22 protein-coding genes are annotated in these 22546 nt (G+C 37.4%); 17 read left to right on the top strand and 5 right to left on the bottom strand.

Translation table 11 applies throughout. The annotated features are described in order from the left end of the window. Nucleotides 1–337: 337 nt before the first annotated feature. The 5 genes from ACEWK1_RS02680 to ACEWK1_RS02700 all read right to left on the bottom strand — a co-directional run bounded on the left by ACEWK1_RS02680 (nt 338) and on the right by ACEWK1_RS02700 (nt 7025). Nucleotides 338–1858, bottom strand: a complete 1521-nt coding sequence (locus tag ACEWK1_RS02680) for a SpoIID/LytB domain-containing protein (protein ID WP_416635655.1) — start codon at nt 1856–1858, stop codon at nt 338–340. Nucleotides 1859–1862: 4 nt separating this feature from the next. Beyond that, nucleotides 1863–2510, bottom strand: coding sequence for an SH3 domain-containing protein (locus ACEWK1_RS02685; protein WP_416635657.1), 648 nt, complete (start codon nt 2508–2510; stop codon nt 1863–1865). A gap of 1 nt (nt 2511) precedes the next feature. Then, the gene (locus tag ACEWK1_RS02690; protein ID WP_416635659.1) at nt 2512–5148 is read right to left on the bottom strand and encodes an SH3 domain-containing protein; all 2637 of its coding nucleotides are present in this window, start codon (nt 5146–5148) and stop codon (nt 2512–2514) included. A 134-nt stretch (nt 5149–5282) separates the two neighbouring features. After that, entirely contained in the window at nt 5283–6290 is a 1008-nt protein-coding gene (locus tag ACEWK1_RS02695; protein ID WP_416635661.1) for an LCP family protein, read from the bottom strand. 102 nt (nt 6291–6392) lie between these two features. Further along, nucleotides 6393–7025, bottom strand: coding sequence for a YigZ family protein (locus ACEWK1_RS02700; RefSeq protein WP_416635663.1), 633 nt, complete (start codon nt 7023–7025; stop codon nt 6393–6395). A 132-nt stretch (nt 7026–7157) separates the two neighbouring features. Between ACEWK1_RS02700 and ACEWK1_RS02705 the strand changes: the two genes are divergently transcribed. From ACEWK1_RS02705 to flgL, 17 genes are all read left to right on the top strand, one after another. After that, nucleotides 7158–8324 (top strand): sensor histidine kinase, encoded by a 1167-nt coding sequence (locus tag ACEWK1_RS02705; protein ID WP_416635665.1) that lies wholly within the window; start codon nt 7158–7160, stop codon nt 8322–8324. Nucleotides 8325–8413: 89 nt separating this feature from the next. Next, nucleotides 8414–9097, top strand: a complete 684-nt coding sequence (locus ACEWK1_RS02710; RefSeq protein WP_098798413.1) for a response regulator — start codon at nt 8414–8416, stop codon at nt 9095–9097. Nucleotides 9098–9266: 169 nt separating this feature from the next. Next, complete coding sequence (locus ACEWK1_RS02715) at nt 9267–10109, top strand: DegV family protein (protein WP_416635668.1); 843 nt, start codon at nt 9267–9269, stop codon at nt 10107–10109. Nucleotides 10110–10242: 133 nt separating this feature from the next. Beyond that, entirely contained in the window at nt 10243–10446 is a 204-nt protein-coding gene (locus tag ACEWK1_RS02720; protein ID WP_416635670.1) for an SANT/Myb-like DNA-binding domain-containing protein, read from the top strand. Further along, a complete protein-coding gene (locus tag ACEWK1_RS02725; RefSeq protein ID WP_416635672.1) occupies nt 10443–11933 on the top strand; it encodes a DEAD/DEAH box helicase in 1491 nt (496 codons plus the stop codon). The genes ACEWK1_RS02720 and ACEWK1_RS02725 overlap by 4 nt, the downstream gene beginning before the upstream one ends. A 69-nt stretch (nt 11934–12002) precedes the next feature. After that, entirely contained in the window at nt 12003–12278 is a 276-nt protein-coding gene (locus ACEWK1_RS02730) for a late competence development ComFB family protein (RefSeq protein ID WP_416635674.1), read from the top strand. Continuing rightward, the gene (locus ACEWK1_RS02735) at nt 12278–12970 is read left to right on the top strand and encodes a ComF family protein (protein ID WP_416635676.1); all 693 of its coding nucleotides are present in this window, start codon (nt 12278–12280) and stop codon (nt 12968–12970) included. Before ACEWK1_RS02730 ends, ACEWK1_RS02735 begins: the two co-directional genes overlap by 1 nt. Before the next feature lie 59 nt (nt 12971–13029). Continuing rightward, complete coding sequence (locus tag ACEWK1_RS02740; protein WP_416635678.1) at nt 13030–13455, top strand: TIGR03826 family flagellar region protein; 426 nt, start codon at nt 13030–13032, stop codon at nt 13453–13455. 79 nt (nt 13456–13534) lie between these two features. Then, on the top strand, nt 13535–13798 hold the full coding sequence (gene flgM, locus ACEWK1_RS02745; protein WP_416635680.1) for a flagellar biosynthesis anti-sigma factor FlgM: 264 nt from the start codon (nt 13535–13537) through the stop codon (nt 13796–13798). Nucleotides 13799–13882: 84 nt separating this feature from the next. After that, the gene (locus ACEWK1_RS02750) at nt 13883–16276 is read left to right on the top strand and encodes a hypothetical protein (RefSeq protein ID WP_416635682.1); all 2394 of its coding nucleotides are present in this window, start codon (nt 13883–13885) and stop codon (nt 16274–16276) included. Then, nucleotides 16276–16572: an EscU/YscU/HrcU family type III secretion system export apparatus switch protein gene (locus ACEWK1_RS02755; protein ID WP_416635734.1), complete on the top strand. Its 297-nt coding sequence runs from the start codon at nt 16276–16278 to the stop codon at nt 16570–16572. The genes ACEWK1_RS02750 and ACEWK1_RS02755 overlap by 1 nt, the downstream gene beginning before the upstream one ends. A gap of 45 nt (nt 16573–16617) precedes the next feature. Further along, nucleotides 16618–17073 (top strand): flagellar export chaperone FliS, encoded by a 456-nt coding sequence (gene fliS, locus ACEWK1_RS02760; RefSeq protein WP_416635684.1) that lies wholly within the window; start codon nt 16618–16620, stop codon nt 17071–17073. Nucleotides 17074–17076: 3 nt separating this feature from the next. Continuing rightward, nucleotides 17077–18891: a flagellin gene (locus ACEWK1_RS02765; protein ID WP_416635686.1), complete on the top strand. Its 1815-nt coding sequence runs from the start codon at nt 17077–17079 to the stop codon at nt 18889–18891. Between the two features lie 118 nt (nt 18892–19009). Next, complete coding sequence (locus tag ACEWK1_RS02770) at nt 19010–19447, top strand: YaaR family protein (RefSeq protein ID WP_416635688.1); 438 nt, start codon at nt 19010–19012, stop codon at nt 19445–19447. A gap of 68 nt (nt 19448–19515) precedes the next feature. Further along, on the top strand, nt 19516–20010 hold the full coding sequence (locus ACEWK1_RS02775; protein ID WP_416635690.1) for a flagellar protein FlgN: 495 nt from the start codon (nt 19516–19518) through the stop codon (nt 20008–20010). Between the two features lie 17 nt (nt 20011–20027). Next, nucleotides 20028–21620: a flagellar hook-associated protein FlgK gene (flgK, locus tag ACEWK1_RS02780; RefSeq protein ID WP_416635692.1), complete on the top strand. Its 1593-nt coding sequence runs from the start codon at nt 20028–20030 to the stop codon at nt 21618–21620. Between the two features lie 10 nt (nt 21621–21630). Beyond that, the gene (gene flgL / locus ACEWK1_RS02785) at nt 21631–22539 is read left to right on the top strand and encodes a flagellar hook-associated protein FlgL (RefSeq protein WP_416635694.1); all 909 of its coding nucleotides are present in this window, start codon (nt 21631–21633) and stop codon (nt 22537–22539) included. The last annotated feature ends 7 nt before the right edge of the window (nt 22540–22546 follow it).

Here is a 22546-nt window from a genome sequence, read left to right on the forward strand (position 1 = left end):
GAGCGATGAAGACCAAGTTGTGTGAATTATTGGAGTGAGATGGTCTTAATAAGAGCGATGAAGACCAAGTTGTGTGATTAATGAGAATGAGATAGCTTTCATATGAACAATGAAGACTAAGTCAGGTGATTGAAGAGAGTGAGATAGCCTTCATATGAGCCATGAAGACCAGTATGTTGAGTTATGTAAGTGAGATATTCTTCATAGGCAATGAAAACCAAGTTAGAAGATTGAAAAAGTAAAATGGTCTTCACCCTAAATATATCTAACATCACAGAATCTACATAATAAACCTAAAAAGCATGGATCAAACAAGATCCATGCTTTTCATATACCATTACTTCGAAACATCCGTATTAGGGAAGTAATGCTTCACAATATCAACAGCTTTCCAGTTGTTTTCGGCGAAGCCTTTGGCGCCGTATTGGCTCATGCCGATACGGTGGCCCCAGCCTTTACCTGTTGCGGTGATGGAGGCAGGGTCAGCTTCTTTTGTGATGGTTCCACTTGCTGTTTGAATGGCAACGTCTGCTGATGAGATGGTTGATGTTGTGTTTGTGCCCGTCATCACTTGTTGGCCGGAAACACTTAATTGTGATTGTTGGCCACTAGCTGTTTGAACGGTATATTCTTTATTTACATCCAACGTAAACCAGTTGGATTTTAAGAAGCCGTAGCTTCCTTCGATTGGGAAGAGCTTACGGATGGTGAGCTCGTTACCTGTGACTGTTTTTTCTCCAGCAGAAGTGCTAATGGTGACGCTTGTTATTTCGCCATTGGCTCCTGATGGATTTGTTTTAATATCATAGAGCGTTGTTGTTGCTGGATCCAATCCGAAGCTTTTTAAAATCATGCTAGATGTAAATGAATTTTGCCAGTTGCTGTGTGGTGAATTTTCGTATGGATCATCAACGGAAATCAAGTATGGGAAGCTTGCTTGATTTGAGTTCCATACATCACCAACATTTGCGGTTCGGCCACCACTTGTTGAGTAGAAGAAAGTTTGAATTGGCTTTCCGTTGTACTTCACCATTACACCAGATGTTTCTTCAACAGCCTGACTCGATCTAGCATCTTCAGAAGTGTAGCCTTTGTACACTTGGCTTGCAGTTGTATTTTTTAAAGACATGCTGTTAGCAGCATAGCTTCTTGCTACAATTGCTTGTGCTTTTAGAGCTTCTTTATGCCATGATGCGGGCATTTCATTTGGTACAACACCTTTTAAGTAGTCTTCTAGATCAAGATTATTGACGATTGCTACTTTACCAGCTGTTTTTGGTAGAAGAGACATGCCGCCTCGATAAGCGTTAGCACCGTAGGCAATAGTTGGCAGCGAAACGGTGTTTTTGTCTATCAAAGTTGTTTTAGCAGGGACCCAGCCTTTTGTTCCGTCTGCAACCTGAACGTTGAACCATGTTTCGCCTTTGTTGTTAACGAAGCTTCCAATATATTCAGCTGTTTCTGCCTTTGTTAACGACTTTCTCGTCGTGTAATCAGATGTAGCGCCACTTTTAAGATCAGTTGTTGTGGTGAAACGTGCATATTGGGCAACGTTATACACTTCTTTTAATTCAAATCCACTTGCTGAAGAAAAAGAAGCAGATCCTGCGTCAATGTTTACATTGCTTTGTGAACGGGTAATCGTAATATTAAGACCCGGTAAAAAGTAAGTTTTTTGGTTGTTTGCTTTATTCGTTAATTCATAGATGCTTTGAAGCTTAAGTGTACTAGTTGAACTATCAACGAGTTGGACAGCAACGGGATTAGAATATGTTTTAATTGATGCAGCATTTGCGGCATCAGCATTCCATAGTAGGCTAAGTGTCAGAAAAACACCTAATAAAACTTTTTTAGCCATACTATTATTTCACCTCTCCATAGATTGCTTGAATCCAACCTCTTACACCGTTTGATAATTCAACGTTGTACCAAAGTTCGCCGTCATTGTTGGTAAACGATCCAACGTATTTAACGGCGGTCCCTTTTTGTAATACAGCAACTGAACGATAATCTGTTGTTGCTCCTCTATGAACTGTTGCTGTTGCTGTGATTGTTACAGTTGAAAGCTTTGCAACTGTTGTTGTTGAAACATCACCAGAAAAGATCCAGCCATATTTGCCTGTCGCATATTCAACGCGATACCATTTACCAGTGCTTCCATTGTGTTCGTCAATAACAGAAAGTTCTTTTCCTTTCATAAACGTAGCAACAACTGCGTAATCTTTCGTTGCTCCTTTATGAACGGTTGCAGATGTACTGCTTACATAAACTTTAGAAGGCAAAGTTGTCTCAGTGCCACCGCCATCTTTAATTGCGTTTTTTAGAGATGCTACTTCACTTTCTAGTTTTGTTACTCGTGATTGAAGAGGATTAATTTGGTTTGTTACCCACTCAACACTTGCTAGTACAACATTGCTTGCAGCTGAGCCTACTTTAGTAGGGGTATAGCTTCCTACTAAAAATCCAGTAAGAAAAACAGAAGAGATAACCAACATACTTTTCTTTTTCATCTTAGTTTCCTCCAGTGAAGTATTTTTTTAGACCTTCAGCAATTCCAACGGCAGCTTGTCCACGTGTCATGTCGTTTTTCAGCATGGACTCTTCGTTTGGATTTGAGATAAAGGCTAATTCAACTAATGCACTTGGTAGCTCGTTATTTTTAATCACATAGAAGTTGGCTGTTTTTGTGCCACGGTCATATGTGTTGATTCTATCAACCAATGAATCTTGTATATAGTTAGCTAGTACACTACTTTTTGGGCCATTAAAGTTATAGGCAGTGTTATAGTATGTTTCTGTCCCTCGAGCAGATGTGCTCACACTAGCGTTTGCATGAATGCTAACAAAGGCATCATTGTCTGATGAGTTTGCAATCGCAACACGTTGTGACAGAGTTAAGAATGTGTCATCACTTCGAGTGAGGGTAACGATTGCTCCTTGACGTTCAAGCTCTGCTTTTAATTTTCTTGCAACATCTAACGTTACATCTTTTTCTTTTAATTTTGTTGGACCAACAGCACCTGGATCTTGATCACCATGACCTGCATCGACAACAATTCTTTTACCAGCTAATCCAATTGGCATGACTTTAACCTGAGTTTGCTTGCTGTTGTTGCGTACTCCAATCATATAACCTGATTCAGGTGTTAACGTAATGGCACTAGATGTAGCTGAAATGTTTTTCAAACCTTTGATAGATTGAGATGGTAAAACAGTATGAAGATTGCTTCCGGTAAGTTGAACAACTCCATTTGAAAGAACCTTGTTTCCTACAGCAAAATTCAACGATTTATCCCAAACTAATGTTGTGGCATTTCCTGATTGAGTCACCTTAGGATTTAAGAAAATGTTTGGAATGAATTCTCTTGTGTCATTCTTTAGAATCCAGCCTCGAACACCTTTTGCATTTTCAACGTTAATCCATTCATTGTGGCTCCAAAGATAAATTAATTGTTCGCCTGCTTGAACTTTTGTGTTATATCCAGAGCTTGCAGTTGCACTTTTGTGTAGCACATTTGCATTTAATGGGTAAACAAAGGTTCTGTCTGAAAGGCTATTAAATAATTCTGCTTTTGGTACCCAGCCTTTTGCTCCATTTGAAAGCTGTACATTATACCAATGCTGGTTTTTATCATTAATAAATTCGAATAAAACTTTTACCTTCGAATTATATGGTAATTTTGTTACCTTTTTATAATGATGCATAGCACCTTTATAAACGTAGGTACTATTAGTACCAACAACCAATGATCTATTAAGGTAGATCTGTTTGCTCGTAACAGCTGTTGCCTTGATCCAGCCGTTTTCACCAGATTCTAATGTCACTCGATACCAAAGCTCTTTATTGTTATTTTCAAAAGTATCAATAACGTAAACGGCAGAGCCTTGAGAAAGGGAGGCTAACTGACGGTAAGAATCAAGTGCGCCGCTTCTTACAACACCGTTTGTATTAAGATAATAAGTGGTGTTTACTTTTGTTTCTTTTTGAGTATCTGTAGCCAGTATCCAGCCTGTTACATTGTTTGATGTTTGAACACGTAGCCAGAATTCGTCGTTTTGGTTAATGAATGTGCCTATTACCTTAAGGTCATCATTTACTGTTAATGTATCTGCGACAGGATAGCTGCTTAATGCACCTTTTCTAACAACAGCTCCGTCATTTTTAACAAAAACGTAGTTCCCTACAATTTGACTGTCATTAAGGGGCTGTTCTTGAACATTGGTTGCTAAAATCCAGCCTTTTAAATCTGCACTTAATTCAACTCGATACCATGTTTGATTTAAGTTGTTCGTGAACTCATCAATAACTTGTAATGCTTCATTTTGGTCTGGTAGATACACTACACGATATGAATCTAGTGCACCACTATGAATCTTTGAACCTACATTTTTTACATAAACAACAGGGTAGGTTTGTGTTGTGTCATTATTCTCCTGAACTACCTCAGTAAGTTCTGAAAAGATCCAACCTTTTGTTCCATCTTCAAGCTGAATTCGATACCATTCTTCTTGCTGGTTATTGATAAATTGATCAATAATAGTTAGCTCAACATTTTCTTCAAGGGTAGCGATGATTTTGTATGAAGATGTTGCACCACTATGAACGGTTGCTGATTGATTTGTTTGAAGCAATTGAATAACAGGTGTTTTCGATAATTGTTCATTAAACACCCAACCTTGTACACTTCCTAAATCAATTCGATACCAAATTTCTCCTTGTGTGCTTACATATGAATCAATTACGGTTACTTTCTGTCCGTATTGTAATGTTTCAACAGAAGAATAAGATGTTGATGCTCCTTTTCTAACATCGGCAAGATTTTTGCTTGCGTAGAGTGATGAAGGAGATTCCTCCAACGGTGAAACGCTTGTTTTCTTAACCCAGCCTTTCACGGAGTTCACAGAAATGTTCAACCATTCCTCATTTAAATTGTTGGTAAAATCTCCTATTACTCCAACAATATCTCCTTTTTTCAAGGTTGAAACAACATCATAATTAATCGTAGCACCTTTATGCATGCTAACAGTATCACCGTTCACTTGACCGATGAAGGGGTAAGGCTCGGTTGATTCCGCATATGTAGAGAGCGGCTGACCGATACTTAAAAACAAGAATGTGACAGCAATAAGTGTTCTAAACCATTTCAATATACCTAGTTCTCCTCTCCTATATTTTATTTGGCAAAAAAATACCTCTGAAGGGGAAATTCAGAGGTATCAGTTATACTAATATTCTAACAAACTCTAAAATGTTTGTCTTTGGGAATAATGTCTTAATCTGTCTAGTTTTGATATTCCGAGGAGGTGCTTGTCGAGGTTTGTTGTTCTTGCTCTAAATGTGTATTTAGCTCAAGTTGCACTTCTTCAAGCATTTCTTCATCTGGTATAAAATAATAAATATCATTAATATACTCATCGCTGCCTTCAATTGTTAGCTTTTCAATGCTATCTCCATTAATGTTTGGATATTTTTGTTGCAGGGCGATGGCTTGTGATATTCTAAAATTCGTTTCAACATTGTCTCCAATGTGCATAGCTAGTTCATCAATTTTAAATAAATTAGCTGGAGAGGTGGCTTTATCGATAATGGCCGTAATAATCTCTTTTTGACGGTCATTTCTTCCAAAATCTCCGCGAGGATCTCTTTTTCTCATTCTTGCATAGGCAAGAGCTTCTTCACCATCGAGTTCAGCAGGACCTTCTTCAAAATAAATTCGTTTGTTGTCTTCATCACTATTTTCGTAAAAATCAAAAGGTACATTGACTGTAACACCATCAAGCTCATCGACAATTGATTTGAACGCTTGGAAGCTAACCGTTGCATAATAATCAATTGGTATGTCCAAAAGTTCTTCCGTTGTTTCAATTGTTAGCTCTTTTCCACCAAAGGCATAGGCGTGATTAATTTTTGTTTCACTACCATCCTCTGGAAGAGTAACCAATGTATCACGAGGGATACTTAACATTTTGATGGTTTGAAGAGTTGGATTCACGGTTACAACAATTAGTGTATCTGTACGTCCGTTTTCTCCGCCAGATGAATAATCCTCAACACCCATTAATAAAATCGAAAATGGATCTTCATTTACTTTAACAGCTGTTTCTCTTCGTTCAGACTTTTCACCGCGTTCCAATTCTGAATACGATTGATTTGCAGCTTGATAGGTTTTATAAATGGTATAGCCGGTATATCCCCCTACACCTAAAAGAACAAGTAAAAGAAAAAGAAGAATTCGTTTGAAAAAGCTTTTCTTTTTCTTTACTTTTTTATTTTTTAATCTAGTTGCCACTATTATCCCTCATTTATTTAGTGTTTGGGTCCGCTTTGTGAAAAGGTTTCGCAGAAAGCACTTGTTTTCTGCGGGCTCCTTCTAATCATCAAAGCTTTGTAATTAAATCGGTTCTTCTAAATAAATATTTTCTCCCTTTACCAAGTAACATTGCCCATTTGTGAGCTCTGTCATCCATGTTTCAAAGGTATTTATGGAAGATTCTTCTACATACGCTTCGATTTCGACTTGCTCAAGATAGTGAATTTCCTTTATCTTATAAATAGAATCACGAAGTTCGTTTTCGACTTTACCTAGCCATGTATAATCGATCTTTGTATGCATCACACGCATTAGTTTGCGTTCGACGATTCCGATTGCTGATAATCCTTCTGAAACCGATTTTCCATAAGCGCGAATAAGGCCGCCTGTTCCTAGCTTAATTCCGCCGAAATAACGAGTTACAACAACAACCGTGTCTTTTAATTGTTTCTTTTTTAAAACTTCAAGCATTGGCACCCCAGCTGTACCACTTGGTTCACCATCATCGTTTGCTTTTTGAATCGAATCGTTTTCTCCTATTAAATAGGCTGAACAATTATGATTGGCATCATGATGTTTTTTCTTAATTTGCTGAATAAACTGTGTGGCTTCTTCTTCCGTTTTCACTCGTTCTATATAACAAATAAAACGTGATTTTTGTATAACAATTTCATGCTCTCCATAGCCTTTTACGGTATAATAGTGTGAAAGCATGCTTGTACACCTCCTGACAAGCAAGCAGATTTAGAATAGCACATTCTTTTATTATAAAACGACAAATTTTTTACTTCAATTGTTAAAAATGTGACAAACTAAAATTATGGTATAAAAGTCGGAGGGAAAACAATGAACTCCAGTCAAAAAATAGATAGTAATTTACTTGATGAAGTATTAGACAAAATGATTGGGACGGTTGCTGGAAGTAAGGATGAAATCTTTATAATCGGTGAACAGTCCAGACAGCAGTATGAGTCTTTAGTAGAAGAGTTAGTTGAAATTAAAAAGCAAGTGAATACGGTGATTGATGAGGGAGATAAGCTTGAGGTTCAAGCGAGACTTGCCCGAAACCGTCTTTCACAGGTGAGTAAAAATTTCAAGGACTTTTCTGAAGATGAAATCCGGGAAGCCTATGAAAAAGCTCATAAGCTTCAGGTGGAGCATACCATGTTACAACAGCACGAAAAGCAGCTACGTGATCGTCGTGATGATTTAGAAAGACGATTACTTGGTCTTCAGGAAATTATTGAAAGATCTGAAGCACTTGTTGGGCAAATTTCCGTTGTTTTAAATTATTTAAACAGCGATCTACGCCAGGTTGGCATGCTGCTAGAGGATGCCCAGCAAAAGCAGGATTTCGGATTGCGTATTATTGAAGCACAGGAAGAAGAACGAAAACGAGTGTCCAGGGAGATTCATGATGGACCAGCGCAAATGCTTGCGAATGTGATGATGCGGTCAGAATTGATTGAGCGAATTTATCGTGAAAGGGGAGCGGAGGAAGGTTTTAAAGAAATCCGTAACCTGCGAAAAAACGTCCGAAACGCCTTATATGAGGTAAGACGAATTATTTATGACCTAAGACCAATGGCTTTAGATGACTTAGGACTTATTCCGACCCTCAGAAAATATATGGACACAATCGAAGAATATAATGGAAAAACCAAAATTCATTTTCAAAGCATTGGAGAAATTGATGGACACCGACTTCCGCCGCGATTTGAGGTTGCATTATTCCGGTTAGCGCAAGAAGCTGTGACAAATGCACTGAAGCACGCGGAAGCTAATGAAATAGCAGTTAAAGTTGAGGTTACATGTGAGTCCATTACAATGATTGTGAAAGATGATGGAAAAGGATTTAATATTAAAGAAGCAAAAGGTAATAAAGATAAAAAATCTTTTGGATTGATTGGAATGAAGGAACGAGTGGATCTTCTTGGTGGGAAGATGACGATTGACTCAAAAGTTGGACTAGGGACTTTTATCATGTTCCAAGTCCCATATCATGGCACTTAATATCAATTCCTAGTATAAACATGGCTAAAGACATATTGACGTAATGGATGCCATTTAGACTAGAATAGATGATAGGGAGGCGTAAGAGCATGAAGACGAAAATTGCCATTATTGATGATCATCAATTATTTCGTGAAGGTGTTAAACGCATTTTAGATTTCGAACCAAGCTTTGAGGTAGTTGCAGAAGGTGACGACGGTGAAGAAGCATTAGCAATTGTGGATGCGCACAAGCCTGATGTTGTGATCATGGATATCAATATGCCGAAAGTGAATGGTGTCGAAGCAACGAAACAATTGGTTGAAGCAAATGAAGATACAAAAATAATCATCTTATCGATTCATGATGATGAAAACTATGTAACACATGCTCTGAAAACAGGAGCAAGAGGCTATCTATTAAAAGAAATGGATGCTGACACATTAATCGAAGCAGTGAAGGTTGTTGCAGACGGCGGCTCTTATTTACATCCAAAGGTAACTCATAACCTTGTGAACGAATTTAGACGCCTTGCCACTTCTAATGGACAAGCTAATCTTCAGCCGATGCAGCCGGAAATTCGCCGTCCATTACATATTTTAACTCGTCGTGAGTGTGAGGTGCTTCAAATGCTTGCGGACGGTAAAAGCAACCGCGGCATTGGTGAAGCATTATTTATAAGTGAAAAAACCGTTAAAAACCATGTAAGTAATATTCTGCAAAAAATGAATGTGAACGATCGTACGCAAGCAGTTGTTGTCGCGATTAAAAATGGTTGGGTTGAAGTGAAGTAATAGAATTGGGGTCAGACTCTGTCGTGAGAGCTGGCTCTTTTTTCTTGCCAAAATTTCAAGTAATAAAATGTGAGACAAATTACATACACTAAACAAATAGATATTCCCTGCATTTTCCGGTAGAATGGGAAGTGGACAAAACGATAATGGACAAGGAAGGAAATTGACTATGAAAACGGCTATTGTAACAGATAGTACAGCATATATCCCTCAACATATCCGTGAATCACATGACATACATATGATTCCCCTTAGTGTAAACTTCGGGGACGAAACCTACCAGGAAGAGGTTGAAATCACCTCACAACAATTTTTCGAAAAAATGAGAAATCAGCAGGAGCTACCAACAACATCACAGCCGTCGATCGGAATGTTTGTTGAGCTATTTGAAAGACTCTCAAAAGAATATGACGCTGTGATTTCGATTCATCTCTCAAGCGGTATTAGTGGTACATATAATGGTGCGGCTACTGCAGGAGACATGGTAGAGAACATCGAGGTTTATCCATTTGATACAGAAGTAAGCGCAATGGTACAGGGATTCTACGCGCTAGAAGCGGCAGAGATGGCTCAAGCAGGAAAATCACCAGCTGATATTATAGCACGATTAGAAGAAATGAAAAAAACGGTGCGTGCTTATATTATGGTTGATGACTTAACGAACCTTCAAAAGGGTGGACGTTTAAGTGGGGCAGCGGCCCTAATCGGAAGCTTACTTCAGGTGAAGCCGATTCTTCATTTTGATAACAAAGTGATTGTGCCTTATGAAAAGGTGCGTACGAAGAAGAAGGCACTAAATAGAGTGTTCGATTTGCTTCATGAGGATGCGAAGGATAATGAGCCAATGAGGGTTGTTGTGATTCATGCAAATCGTCCTGAGGAAGCGGAAAGAATGAAGAATGAGCTTCAGGAGAAGTATGAGAATGTTGAATGTATGGTAAGTTACTTTGGTCCTGTAATTGGCACTCATTTAGGTGAAGGTGCGATAGGCATTGGGTGGTGTAAAAAGTAAATATTTTTAAAGTGTGGGAAGAAAGCACTATTCACACCTAGTGCTAACTTCTCATATTTTATATTGTTTATAGACATCTGGTTAAATTCCCCTCATACTATCTATATACTTAGATCAAGGGGGATTGATAGCATTGAGTATCACTTCTGATCAAAATATTCAATCAAATCATAAAGACAATAAACGTACATATCGCCATTGGACAACTCTCGAGGATCGAAAGCTATTAGAATTACGAAAAAGTGGCATGAAATTTAGACATATTGCAGAAGAGCTATCACGCACACCAATTAGTGTTGAAAAACGTTATCGTAAGATTTTAAAAGGTGACACATGAGATTTTTACATAACCATCAGTATCTCACTCCGGTTTTCACCCATATTGAAGGGTTACCTCTATCAAGGTATGAGCAACTACCACAAATACCAATAAATCCGCATTTTTCTTTTTCAAAGAAACTACAAAACCATCTTCAGGGGAAGGAATTGCTACTAACTGAGATTCCTTTCACTGTTGAAGAAATTCACTCACATTATGAGCAAGGCTATATTCAAATAAATTACGGTGTAAGACGAAAACAGCAACTGCTTTTTTGCACCCGATGTGGCAACACAAACTCTTCCTTTTTTTCGTCCTTCGCCTGTGCAAAATGTGGGGAACCGCAATGCCACTATTGTCGAAAATGCATTATGATGGGGAGAGTTAGTGAATGCACGCCGCTTTATAGTTGGAGTGGACCTCCTTTCCAGGAAGAAACAGATTCTCAGTTGAAATGGGAGGGGCAGCTTTCGGAAGGACAAGCTATGGCCTCCGATCGTGTTGAAAACGCGGTGATGAACAACAATGAACTCCTGGTCTGGGCTGTTTGCGGGGCGGGGAAAACGGAAGTCCTGTTTAAAGGGATTGAACGTGGCCTTACTGAAGGGAAGAAAATCTGCATCGCAACACCTCGTACTGATGTTGTACTTGAATTAGCACCCCGCCTTCGACATGTGTTTCCTTCAACCTCAATAGCTGCTCTATATGGCGGTAGTGAGGAAAAGCACAAACTAGCATCTCTAACGATCTCCACAACTCACCAGCTTCTACGCTTTAAACAAACGTTTGATTGCATCATTGTTGATGAAGTTGATGCCTTTCCATACTCCGCCGACACCTCACTGCAATTCGCCGTAGAAAAATCCCGAAAAGTAAAAAGCTCTCTTATTTATTTAACCGCAACACCTTCTGAGAAATGGAAGAAGGAAGTGAAACAGAAGAAGCTGGATGCGGTGACAATTCCTGCTCGTTATCATGGTCATCCGTTGCCGGTTCCTGAATTTTCTTGGTGTGGGAATTGGAGGAAGGGGTTGAGTAGAGGTAGACTGCCGAAGAATGTCGTGGAGTGGCTGAAGGAGAGGGTAACAAGCGGAAAGCAGGCATTTTTATTTGTGCCTTCTGTTAGACTTATTGATGAGGTTGTTAGTTTATGTAGAGAATTAGATCAGCGAATCGAAGGGGTACACGCCGAAGATCCTGAACGCCGTGAAAAAGTCCTGCGTTTTCGAAGTGGTGAGATGCCAATGATTGTGACGTCTACTATTTTGGAAAGGGGTGTTACGATTTCTAATAGTGATGTAGCCGTTTTTGGAAGCGAGGATAGTATTTTCACAGAAAGTGCCCTCGTGCAAATATCCGGTCGAGTCGGTAGAAGTGCTTCTTACCCTACTGGTACTATTGCATTTTTCCATTACGGAAAAACAAAAGCAATGATAGATGCCAAAAGACATATTCAGAAAATGAATCATAAAGCATTCAAAAGTGACTATGTTACCAAAAAATAGTAAATACTTTCCGGAATCCTTTTCATATGGCATAATATATTCATCATTTGAGTGAGGAGACTTAAGAAAATGGTAATTAATGCGATGGAACGGATTATGAAGGAATTATTAGATGAATACAAGCACGGCCTTCATATCAAATGCACATGCTCAGAATGTATGGATGATATTCCAGCTCTTTCATTAAACCAAACAAAGCCACGCTATGTAACGAATATTGATAAGGTCATGTTTGTTAAAGCTGAGTTTGTAGATAAACAGGAAATGACTACTCTATTAGTGAAACTAGCAGAATGTGCAAAAATTGTTTCTGATAAACCATTATGTAAGTTACAAGGAGTTTGATGATTATTTTATGTCTTATTTGTCATGAAGAGCTTTCGCAGCAAATGAGTTGGTCGAGTTTTTTGTTAATTGAGCCGAAAGCATGTGATGATTGCTATCAGAGTTTAAAAAAGATTCAATCCCCGACATGTCCCCGATGTTTTAGACCCCAAGAGAATGACCATGTTTGTCAGGATTGTCAGGCATGGGAAAATGACCCTCAATGGAAAAACATTCTTCAGAAAAATCTTTCCGTTTTTGAGTATAATGACTCGATGAAAGAGTTGCTTGCTACCTTTAAGTTTCGCGGTGATGCTGCGTTGGTAGAGGTTTTTCAGAAGGATTTTTTAGCAAGTTATAAAGCAAGTTTCTTTAAAGAGAAAATAGATTTTGTTATTCCTATTCCCCTTAGTCCAGAGCGGTTATACGAACGAGGTTTTAACCAAGCAAAGCTTCTCGCTAACTTTCTCCCCCTCCCACAAATTGATATCCTTACACGAACCCATCATGAAAAACAATCCAAAAAATCACGACAAGAACGCATAACAGCTTCAAACGTGTTTTCTATAGTAGATTCTAGTAAAATAATGAACAAGAAGATTCTTTTAATAGATGACATCTATACGACTGGCAGTACATTGAGGCATGCTGCTAAAGTATTAAAAGACAATGGAACAGGTTCGATTTTTTCATTCACATTAATTAGAAGTTAAAAAAATTAAAAAACGTCCGATATACTATATATAAAGAAAATCGGATAGGAGAATAGATTATGGGAGAATTAGCGAATTGCCCTGTATGCGACACATTATTTGTTCAAACACAATTTAGATCTGTATGTGATAAGTGTTATAAAGAAGAGGAAAAGCAATACGAAACGGTTTATAGCTTTTTAAGAAAACGAGAAAATCGTAAGGCACTTTTAGATGAGGTTGTGGAAGGGACAGGTGTGTCTAAAGACTTAATTTTAAAGTTTATTCGAACTAGAAGAATTCATTTATCGAACTTTCCGAATTTGGGATATCCCTGTGAAAAATGCGGAACTTCGATTCGGAAAGACCGATTATGTGAAAGCTGTAGTCAGGATATTCAAAATCAGCTTCACCAGGTAGAACAAGAAGCACAGATTAGCGAGAGAAACAAACGACAAAGTTCTCCATCAGCTGTAACTTTCTACTCCCAAAGTACTAAAAAGTAATGAATTGCTAAATAATTTATTTATAAAGACCGATATATAAGTTAGTAAATTGAACGTTGAATGAAAGTGAGGAATACTCATGAAAATAAATAATATAGGATCAATGGGAGTTAATCCTTATAAACGTAATCTAGAAAAAAGTGATCTAGCTAATCAAAAATCACAGGCTAAGAAAGACAAGGTAGAAATTTCTACTGAAGCAATTGACCTTCAGCAATCAAACGAGGTTGCAAAAGCAAGAGAAGAAAAGGTTCAAGTAATTAAAACACAATTAGAGAACGGAACCTACACAATTGATCCGCAGGCAATGGCAAAAGGATTATTAAGTTTTTATAAAAAGTAACATAAACATCTAATACAAGGATGTTCACTATAGCTCAAGGACGAGCGTACCCGAAATATTTATAAATCATGGAGAGTGAGAAAAGTGCAAATAAATTCAGAGCTTAAAGTCTCTTCTCAAATCCCTTCTACAAAATCAGTTCCATTGAAGGAAGGAGATATTTACAGTGCGCTCGTCAAAGAAAGACTGCCTCAAAATGAAGCTATTCTACAAATAAGAGGCCAGGACGTAAAAGTAAAGTTCGATGGAGAGCCTCCTAAGCAAAACCAAGTGACAGTTGAAATAACGAATACGAAACAGGAAATTCCACAAGTAAAAGCAATCTCTTTGTCTACTATGGAAAAATCAAATTCGTTAAATAGCACAAATGGTGTGGTGAAGCAATTAAACGGTGGTGCACCTGTTTCAACTGAAACACAATCAGCTGTCAACTTTCTTCTTTCAAAAGGAATCCCCCTTAATAAAGATACCTTTCAACAAATCCAAACCTTTATGGATGATAAAAATGGAACACTCGATCAAAAGCTTGAAACTCTTTCTGCCTTGGTGAAAAAAGGATTAGAACCAACAGCTAATCACATAAAGGCTGTTCACCAGGCATTACATGAGAAATCGTTCGCAAGCTCCATTGAGGAAGTGTTAAAACAGATAGATCCAGAGTTTCGATTCAAATCGCAAGAAAGAACTGAAACTTCTTTAAAATCTGAAGGGAACTCAGTACAATCTCAACTACAATTAAAAGCAGCTGCCCAAAGGGTATCAGAAGCTATAAATTTATTAGAAACAGTAACTGTTGATCCGAAGAAGTTAGAACTGCTTAATCAGCTAAAGTCAGATATTAGCTCTAGAAGTATTAAAGAAGTTGTTCAAAAGGTAAGAGAATTTTTTTCATCTGAATTAAGACAATTACAGAATGTGGCATCAAAACTTTCCGATGCAGTGAAGCTAGAGAACATGGCAAGATCGGCTACTCAAGGCCAAGAGCAGGTACAGCAGCCTAAACTAGAAACAGTGCAAAAAGAGCCAACTAAATTAAATAACATCAATGCAAATTCAAGCCAACTCATTCAAAAAGCTATACAAGTGCTTAAAAAAGAACCGAGCATGAATGAAGTTTTTCAGAAATTATCAACACTTCTTGATCAAGCCACAAGTTTAAATGAAAAGCAACAAGAAACGTTTGCAAACTCTCTAGCTAAAGCAGAAGAGCTTGTTCAAAGTGGAAAAGAGCTCGGTGCTAGACAAGAATTAATGCAATCACTAACAAAAATAAATAATGAAATCCCTGTGTCACAGACACAGAACTCTGTTTCACAAGTAGATCAAGCAGAAGCATATCAAATGCAAGAAGAACTAATTGCGTCTCTGCCAATTCAATCTAAGAACTTTATCGTGGAAACAGTATCCAAAAAGCTTTCGCAAGTGGCAATTGATTTTAAAAACTTCAAGAATGATATTTCTAAAAGCTTACAAACTGTTGAGCAACTTGTTCAACAGTTTAGATCGCGTTCAACGATCACCGCCAAGCCGATGCTTGAAACTGTTATTCAAAAGTTAGATCAAGCAATTCTTCGAAGTGATTTTATGCTTTATGCAGATATGAGAACTGAAAAAAAGATGTTAACAGCAAGCGCCCAGCTCGCGGAAGCTAAAAAGCTTCTTTCTAAAGGTGATTACAGTGGAGCAACAAAGATTGTCTCAGAGGTTAGAACAGTACTAGATAAAATGATTTTCAAACCTTCTGATGTACGAGTGAAGCATTTTGTATCGCAGGAGCTCGGAAATTTAGAAAACTTACCAGCATCAAAACAAGTAACACAAAACCTTGAGATGTCTATGAATGCATTAAAGCAAGAGCCAATGGCGAGAAATGCGTATGAATATTTACGGAATTTAGGGCTAACACATGAAGCAGATCATGCTCAGGCACTTGTATCAAGAGATCGAAGTCAGGAAGACATGCCACAGTCCCTTAAAAGCTTTTTATTAAAAATGAATGATGGAGAGGGTAAAGCTGAAGGAGTGCTCAATTCAATAACTGGACAGCAGCTACTAAGTAAAAACGATCCATCTGGTCTGCAAAGTCTCATGTTCACATTACCTTTATTACTACAAGAAAAATTGGAAAATGTGAAAGTTTTTGTTAACTCTAAAAATCAAAATGAAAAAATAGATTGGGAGAATTGTAGTTTATTTTTCCTGTTTGAAACAAAAAAACTCGGAGAAGTAGGGATTTCACTAACATCTACTGATCGAACACTCTCTGTAAAGATCAAAAACGATCAAAAAGGCTTTCAAGAAAAAATGGAGCCTCTTGCTGAACTAGCAAAAGAAAGGCTAAGCGATATTGGGTATAACATCGCGGGAATCAAGTTTGAGCCACTTAATACAAATGAGAAACCAGAGGCTGCTACACCAAGTGCCCAACAAACGCAATTGTCTAAAATGACCGAGAAAGGATACGATTTTTCAGTATGATGTCACAGCAATATTTTAATCAAAAAAATCGACGTCAAATAAATGGTCCTTCTGCCGCAGTTATTCGTTATGATGAATCAAAGGGTGGTTCACCGGCTGTCATAGCTCAAGGTAAAGGACTACTAGCAACAAAAATTATGGAACTAGCAAAACAACATAACATCCAAATGCAGGAAGATGAAGGACTTGTTCAACATCTTTTAGATATAGATTTAGGAGAAAATGTTCCACCACAGCTTTATTCTGTTATAGCAGAAATTCTACTTCTTATTGAAGAAATGGAAAAAAAGTATTAAAAACTTGAACGGATAATCCGATAAATTAAATGGGAGGTAGAATTCATGGATTTTTTAACAAAAGAGATCATTTACCAGAAATCTTCTCAAGAAATTACTTCATTATTATATGAAGCGTTGATAGATACAACACAAAATGCAATACAAGATATTGAAGCTAATAGATTAATAGATGCGAACGAAAAGCTAAAAAAAGTAAACGATATATTAGAACGTTTAGGTGTAGGATTAAATTACGAAGCAGGGATAATGGCTGATCAGCTTGATGCTCTCTATAACTACATGGCAGACCTCGTGATTAAGGCTAATGTGAAGAAAGATATCGAGCCTTTAAAAGAAGTGTTAGCTATTCTAGAAGATATTTCAGAAGCATGGCAAACGGCAATGAAAAATAATAAATCAAGTCAGATACAGCAACAGCTTTTCAAACAAGCAAATGCTTATGAAAAAAATGTGATGGTGTATGAAAGAGAAACAAACACGGTGGAAGCGGGGAAATAACTCATGAGAATCAATCATAATATTCAAGCATTAAATGCTTATAGAAATTTGTCTCACACAATGGGACAAACATCTAAAACATTAGAGAAACTATCATCAGGTTTACGCATTAACAGAGCTGCAGATGATGCAGCGGGTCTTGCCATCTCGGAAAAAATGCGTTCACAGATTCGTGGATTGGAAACAGCTGAAAGAAACTCACTTGATGCCATTTCATTAATTCAAACAGCAGAAGGTGCTTTAAATGAAACACACAGTATCTTACAAAGAATGCGTGAATTATCAGTACAAGCAGCCAACGGAACGTTAGAAAAAGATGATCGTGAAGCAATCCAAAAAGAAATCAACCAATTAACATACGAGATTGATCGTATTGCTGATACAACACAATTTAACACGAAAAAGCTTTTAAGTGGTTCTGCTGAGGGAAGACCGTTTGCGGAAGTGAATACATCTGAAGTTGCTTATACTGCTAACGGAACATGGAGCGGTGTTGTGACTGCGGATCCTACGGAGCCTGCGAAAGTGGAGATTCAATTTGATAGCAATCTGGGTGCGTTACAAAAAGCGGATCTTGAAGGGAAAACATTTGTTATAAATGGTAAAACATACGAGATCGATGTTACTGATGGAACCTCTCCTGGAGTAACTGGTGATAATATTGCTGTAAACATTTCTGCATGGGATGATACAGCATCTACATCTGACACGGCAATTGTAAGTAATATTAACAAACTGATGAATTCATTAGAAAGTGCAATTAATCAGAATGACAATCAATCTTTTGCTGTAACGAAAACCTCGTCAGCAGATTCAGGTACAACAGGTGACGGTGCAATTATTGATGGAAAGCTAACTCTTTCTACAGTAGATCCAATGTCACCTAAGGATGTACAAGATTTAGGGACTCGTAAAAACATCACAACAAATATTGCTAGTGGAGTTACATTTAATGACCCTGCAACGAACACGCCAACAACAGCTTTAGTTGCTAGTAAAGATTCAGCTCAAGCAAAACCAATTGCGATCACGTTCTCTGAAGTACCTAAAACAGGAGACACTTTGAAGATTGACGGCCTAACTATTAACTTTAATAGCCCGGCGTCTGCCTTAACTGGCAGTGCGGCAACTATTGATGTAACAGATAAAGACTTAGACATGGTATTGAATGAAATTGATGCCATTATTACTCAAGCTAAAAATGCTAACCCAACACCAGTACCGGCCTTAGCTCCTGTACACTCAGTTTCTAATAACAGTTTAATATTAGGAACAACAAAAACAGATGATGGTATAAGCCCTATTGGTCTCCCAACAAATGGTCTTGATATTGCACTAATTGATGGAGACTTCGAGGCAGATAAAGGAAAAGATTTAGAGGTGGCTTTACAAATAGGTGCTAATGCTTCTGAATCACTATCACTTTCTCTTGGAGTAATGGATGCGGCAACACTTGGAATTGCACGTAATGCAGATTTCTCTATCTTATCAACAGCTGGTGTGAATGCAGTTGTAGGTGTAAATGTTTCTACTCCAGAAGCTGCTCAATTAGCTATTACTGCATTTGATAAAGCAATCAGCCTTGTATCAGCTGAACGTAGTAAACTGGGTGCATTCCAAAACCGTCTTGAACATACAGTTACAAACTTACAAACAGCAAATGAAAACCTAACATCTGCTGAATCGCGTATTCGTGATACAGATATGGCTAAATCAATGACTGAATACACGAAGAACAACATCTTAAACCAAGCTGGACAAGCCATGCTGGCACAGGCAAACCAATTACCACAAGGAATTCTTCAACTATTGAAATAATTACCATAGAGGAGGTAAGTCAATTATTGGCTCCTCCTCTTTTTTTTCTAATATGCATCTTATAAAATGAGTGTAGCAAAACAATCGTTTTTATTAATAACCCAATGAGGTGAAGTAAGTGGATGTTCAAAAGGTTGGAAGAGCAACTTTAAATAATATAGAAAAGAAACAGCAAGTAGCAACTGAATCTGTCAGCTTTACAGAGGTAATGGCAAATAAAAGGGGTAATGCCCTATATGAAAGATTTGCTACGTTAGCAAAAGATATTGAAGATCAAGGAAAAGTCCTCTCAGAATCACGAACAGTAGAAGACTTGAAAAAATATAAAAAGTTAGTGAAAACTTTTTTAGAAGAAGCGGTAAACAATGCTCTTCAACTTGAAAATCAACGTGGTTTTAATCGCAGAGGTCGTACGAAGATTTATAAAATTGTAAAAGAAGTGGACAGCAAGCTAATTGATTTAACAAACGAAGTACTAAATAAACAACAAAAAGGACTTAACATTTTAAACATGGTTGGAGAAGTCCAAGGTCTATTAATAAATATCTACACATAATGGTCTAAATAATCAGCAATATTGGTCGATATAAAGATTAGAGATAATGGAAAGAAAGAGGGAGTCGTATGTCTGTTGAAGATCATCTATGTCAAAATCTAGAAAAAATACTGAAACTCCAAAAAAGTCTTCATCAAATTGCGTTAAAGAAAACTGAGATCATAAAAGCAGATAATATCGAAGCCCTCGGTGAATTAATGAAAGATGAGCTAAAACATATTAAAGCAATTGAAGTAATGAATAATGAAAGAGAGAAAATTCAGCATCAACTCGCAAACGAGATTTCAATTTCTCCACAGAGTTTAACGATATCTGATTTACTTTCTTCTGACAGAATTCAAGATAAAGAAAAACTAGGTAATTTACAAAAGCAGCTAGTAAACCAAATGAAGGCATTAAAAGAAATCAATGAATTGAATCAGGATTTGCTTCAGCATTCTTTAAACTTTGTTAATTTAAATCTTGATCTTCTTTTGGGACAGCAGGAATCAAATAATTATAACGAGCAATCTTCTGATGAGACTCAGAATATCAATCGTTCTATTTTTGATTCAAAGGCTTAATGTTAGGAGGGACCTAAATGCGTTCAACTTTTATGGGATTAGAAACAGCTAAACGTGGAATGTTTACACAGCAAAGTGCCTTGCATACAACAGGAAATAATATTGCCAATGCCAACACAGAGGGCTACACACGTCAGCGTGTTAATTTTAAAGCAACAGAAGCATATCCTTCACTTGGGATAAATCGACCGCAAATTCCTGGTCAAATGGGAACAGGTGTAGAGGTCGAAAGTGTTCAACGGGTAAGGGAGAGCTTTCTAGATATTCAATATCGTTCTGAAAATAATAAATTAGGTTATTGGGAATCCAGAGCAAATGCGCTTCAAAAGATGGAAGAAATCATGAACGAGCCGTCTGAAACTGGCTTAGCTAACTCACTTGATAAATTTTGGCAATCACTGCAGGACTTAGCTCTAGATCCAACAAATTCAGGTGCGCGTTCTGTTGTACGTGAAAGAGGAAATGCGGTAGCTGATACATTCAACTATCTAGCAACATCTCTTAAGTCAGTACAAGGTGACCTAAAAAATGAGTTAGATGTTTCTGTAGATGAAATTAACTCATTGGCAAATCAATTAAATAATATTAATAAACAAATAACAGAGATTGAGCCAAACGGATACTTACCAAATGACCTTTATGATGAACGTGATCGTTTACTAGATAAATTGTCATCACTAGCAAATATTAAAGTTTCCTATAATGAATCAGGTGGAAATGCGCTGAAGATTTCTGAAGGAACAGCAACGGTTGAAATTGTAGATGATAACGGCAAAGTTTTAGGAACTTTAGTAGATGCAAAAAGTCAACGAGCAAATGAATTTAGTGTCTCATACAGAAAAATTACTGATGAAAATGGAAATATTACAGATGGGCTGGCTGAAGGGATTAAGATTGGGTCAACATCCATTAATATTTTGAACTTTAACAGCGCTGGTAAGATTAGTGGATTAATAGATTCATATGGTTATTCTGAAACTTTGAACGATGGAAGTGTTCTTGAATACGGATTATATCCAGAGATGTTAAACAATTTGGATACAATGGCATATGAATTCGCAACGGAATTTAATGCTGTTCACCGTGAAGGTTGGAATCTAAGAGATTTTGATGAAAATAAAGATCCTATTGATGAACCGGCCAAAGTTGATATTGATTTCTTCAATACTGGCTCAAGTGCAAAGGATGCTGCAAGCACATTAAGTCTTACAGATAAAATAAAGGAATCTACTGATTTTATAGCTGCTGGTAGAAAAGTTGACGGTAATCTTCCTGAGATCGGAAATGGGAATAACGCTGTAAGTCTATCAAATGTGAAAAATGACGTTATCGACATTGGTGGTACGAACACAACTCTTCAAAACTTCTATGAAGGTATTATTGGTGGAATGGCTGTAAACGCACAGGAAGCAGAGAGATTGACAACAAATAGTACAGTTCTTCGAGATTCTGTTGAAGATCGAAGACAGTCTGTTAGCGCAGTTTCACTAGATGAAGAGATGACGAATATGATTCAATTTCAGCATGCATATAATGCATCAGCTAGAATGATCTCACTACAGGATGAGTTGCTAGACAAAATTATTAACGGTATGGGTGCAGGAAGGTAGGTGAGCAATTATGCGTGTAACACAAAGTATGTTAGCAAATAATTCTTTGAGAAACCTAAGTAACAGTTATTCCAAGTTAAGCAAATATCAGGATCAATTAGCTACAGGAAAGAAAATAACTCGTCCTTCAGATGACCCGGTTGTAGCTGTAAAAGGGATGTTCTATCGTACGAACTTAACTGAAAATGAACAATATCAGAGAAATCTATCTGAGGCTTATACATGGCTGGAAAATTCAGAAGCAGGAATTGAACAGGCAACACAAATCACTCAAAGAATTCGTGAATTAGTTGTTCAAGCTCAGAACGGAACAAACAGCCCAGAAGATTTAAAGGCAATTGGTGTTGAAATTGGACAACTTAAAGAAGATTTAATCGGGGTAGCCAATACTCAAGTAGCCGGTAAATATATCTTTAATGGTCAAAAAACGCTAACTGCACCTATAGCAGATGATGCCTTTACAACAGATGCGGTTGGAAACAAAGAGTATACATTCATACAAGATACTTCTCCTTATAACGTTGAAGTTTCAAAAGGAGTTCAGTTAAAGATAAACATTAATTCACATAATGTGTTTGGGAAAGATGTTCTGAATACATTGGAAGAATTAGAAAGAAATTTATCAGATGGTATCGGGACGTTAGAAAACGGTGACCAACTATTAACAGCTGTGGATAAGCATTTAGGAAATCTGACTGCAGAAAGAGCAGAGCTTGGGGCTAGATATAACCGACTTGAGTTAATTGACAGTCGCCTTGCGGATCAGGAAGTTATCGCAAACAGAATATTATCAGATAATGAAGATGCTGACATGGAACGAGTCATTACTGACTTAACGATTCAAGAAAGTATTCATCGCGCCTCACTATCTGCTGGATCTAAAATTATTCAACCAACTTTAATGGACTTTTTACGTTAAGCTATCT

It is taken from the genome of Metabacillus sp. YM-086 (assembly GCF_048059995.1).
Classification (GTDB): Bacteria; Bacillota; Bacilli; order Bacillales; family Bacillaceae; genus Metabacillus; species Metabacillus litoralis_B.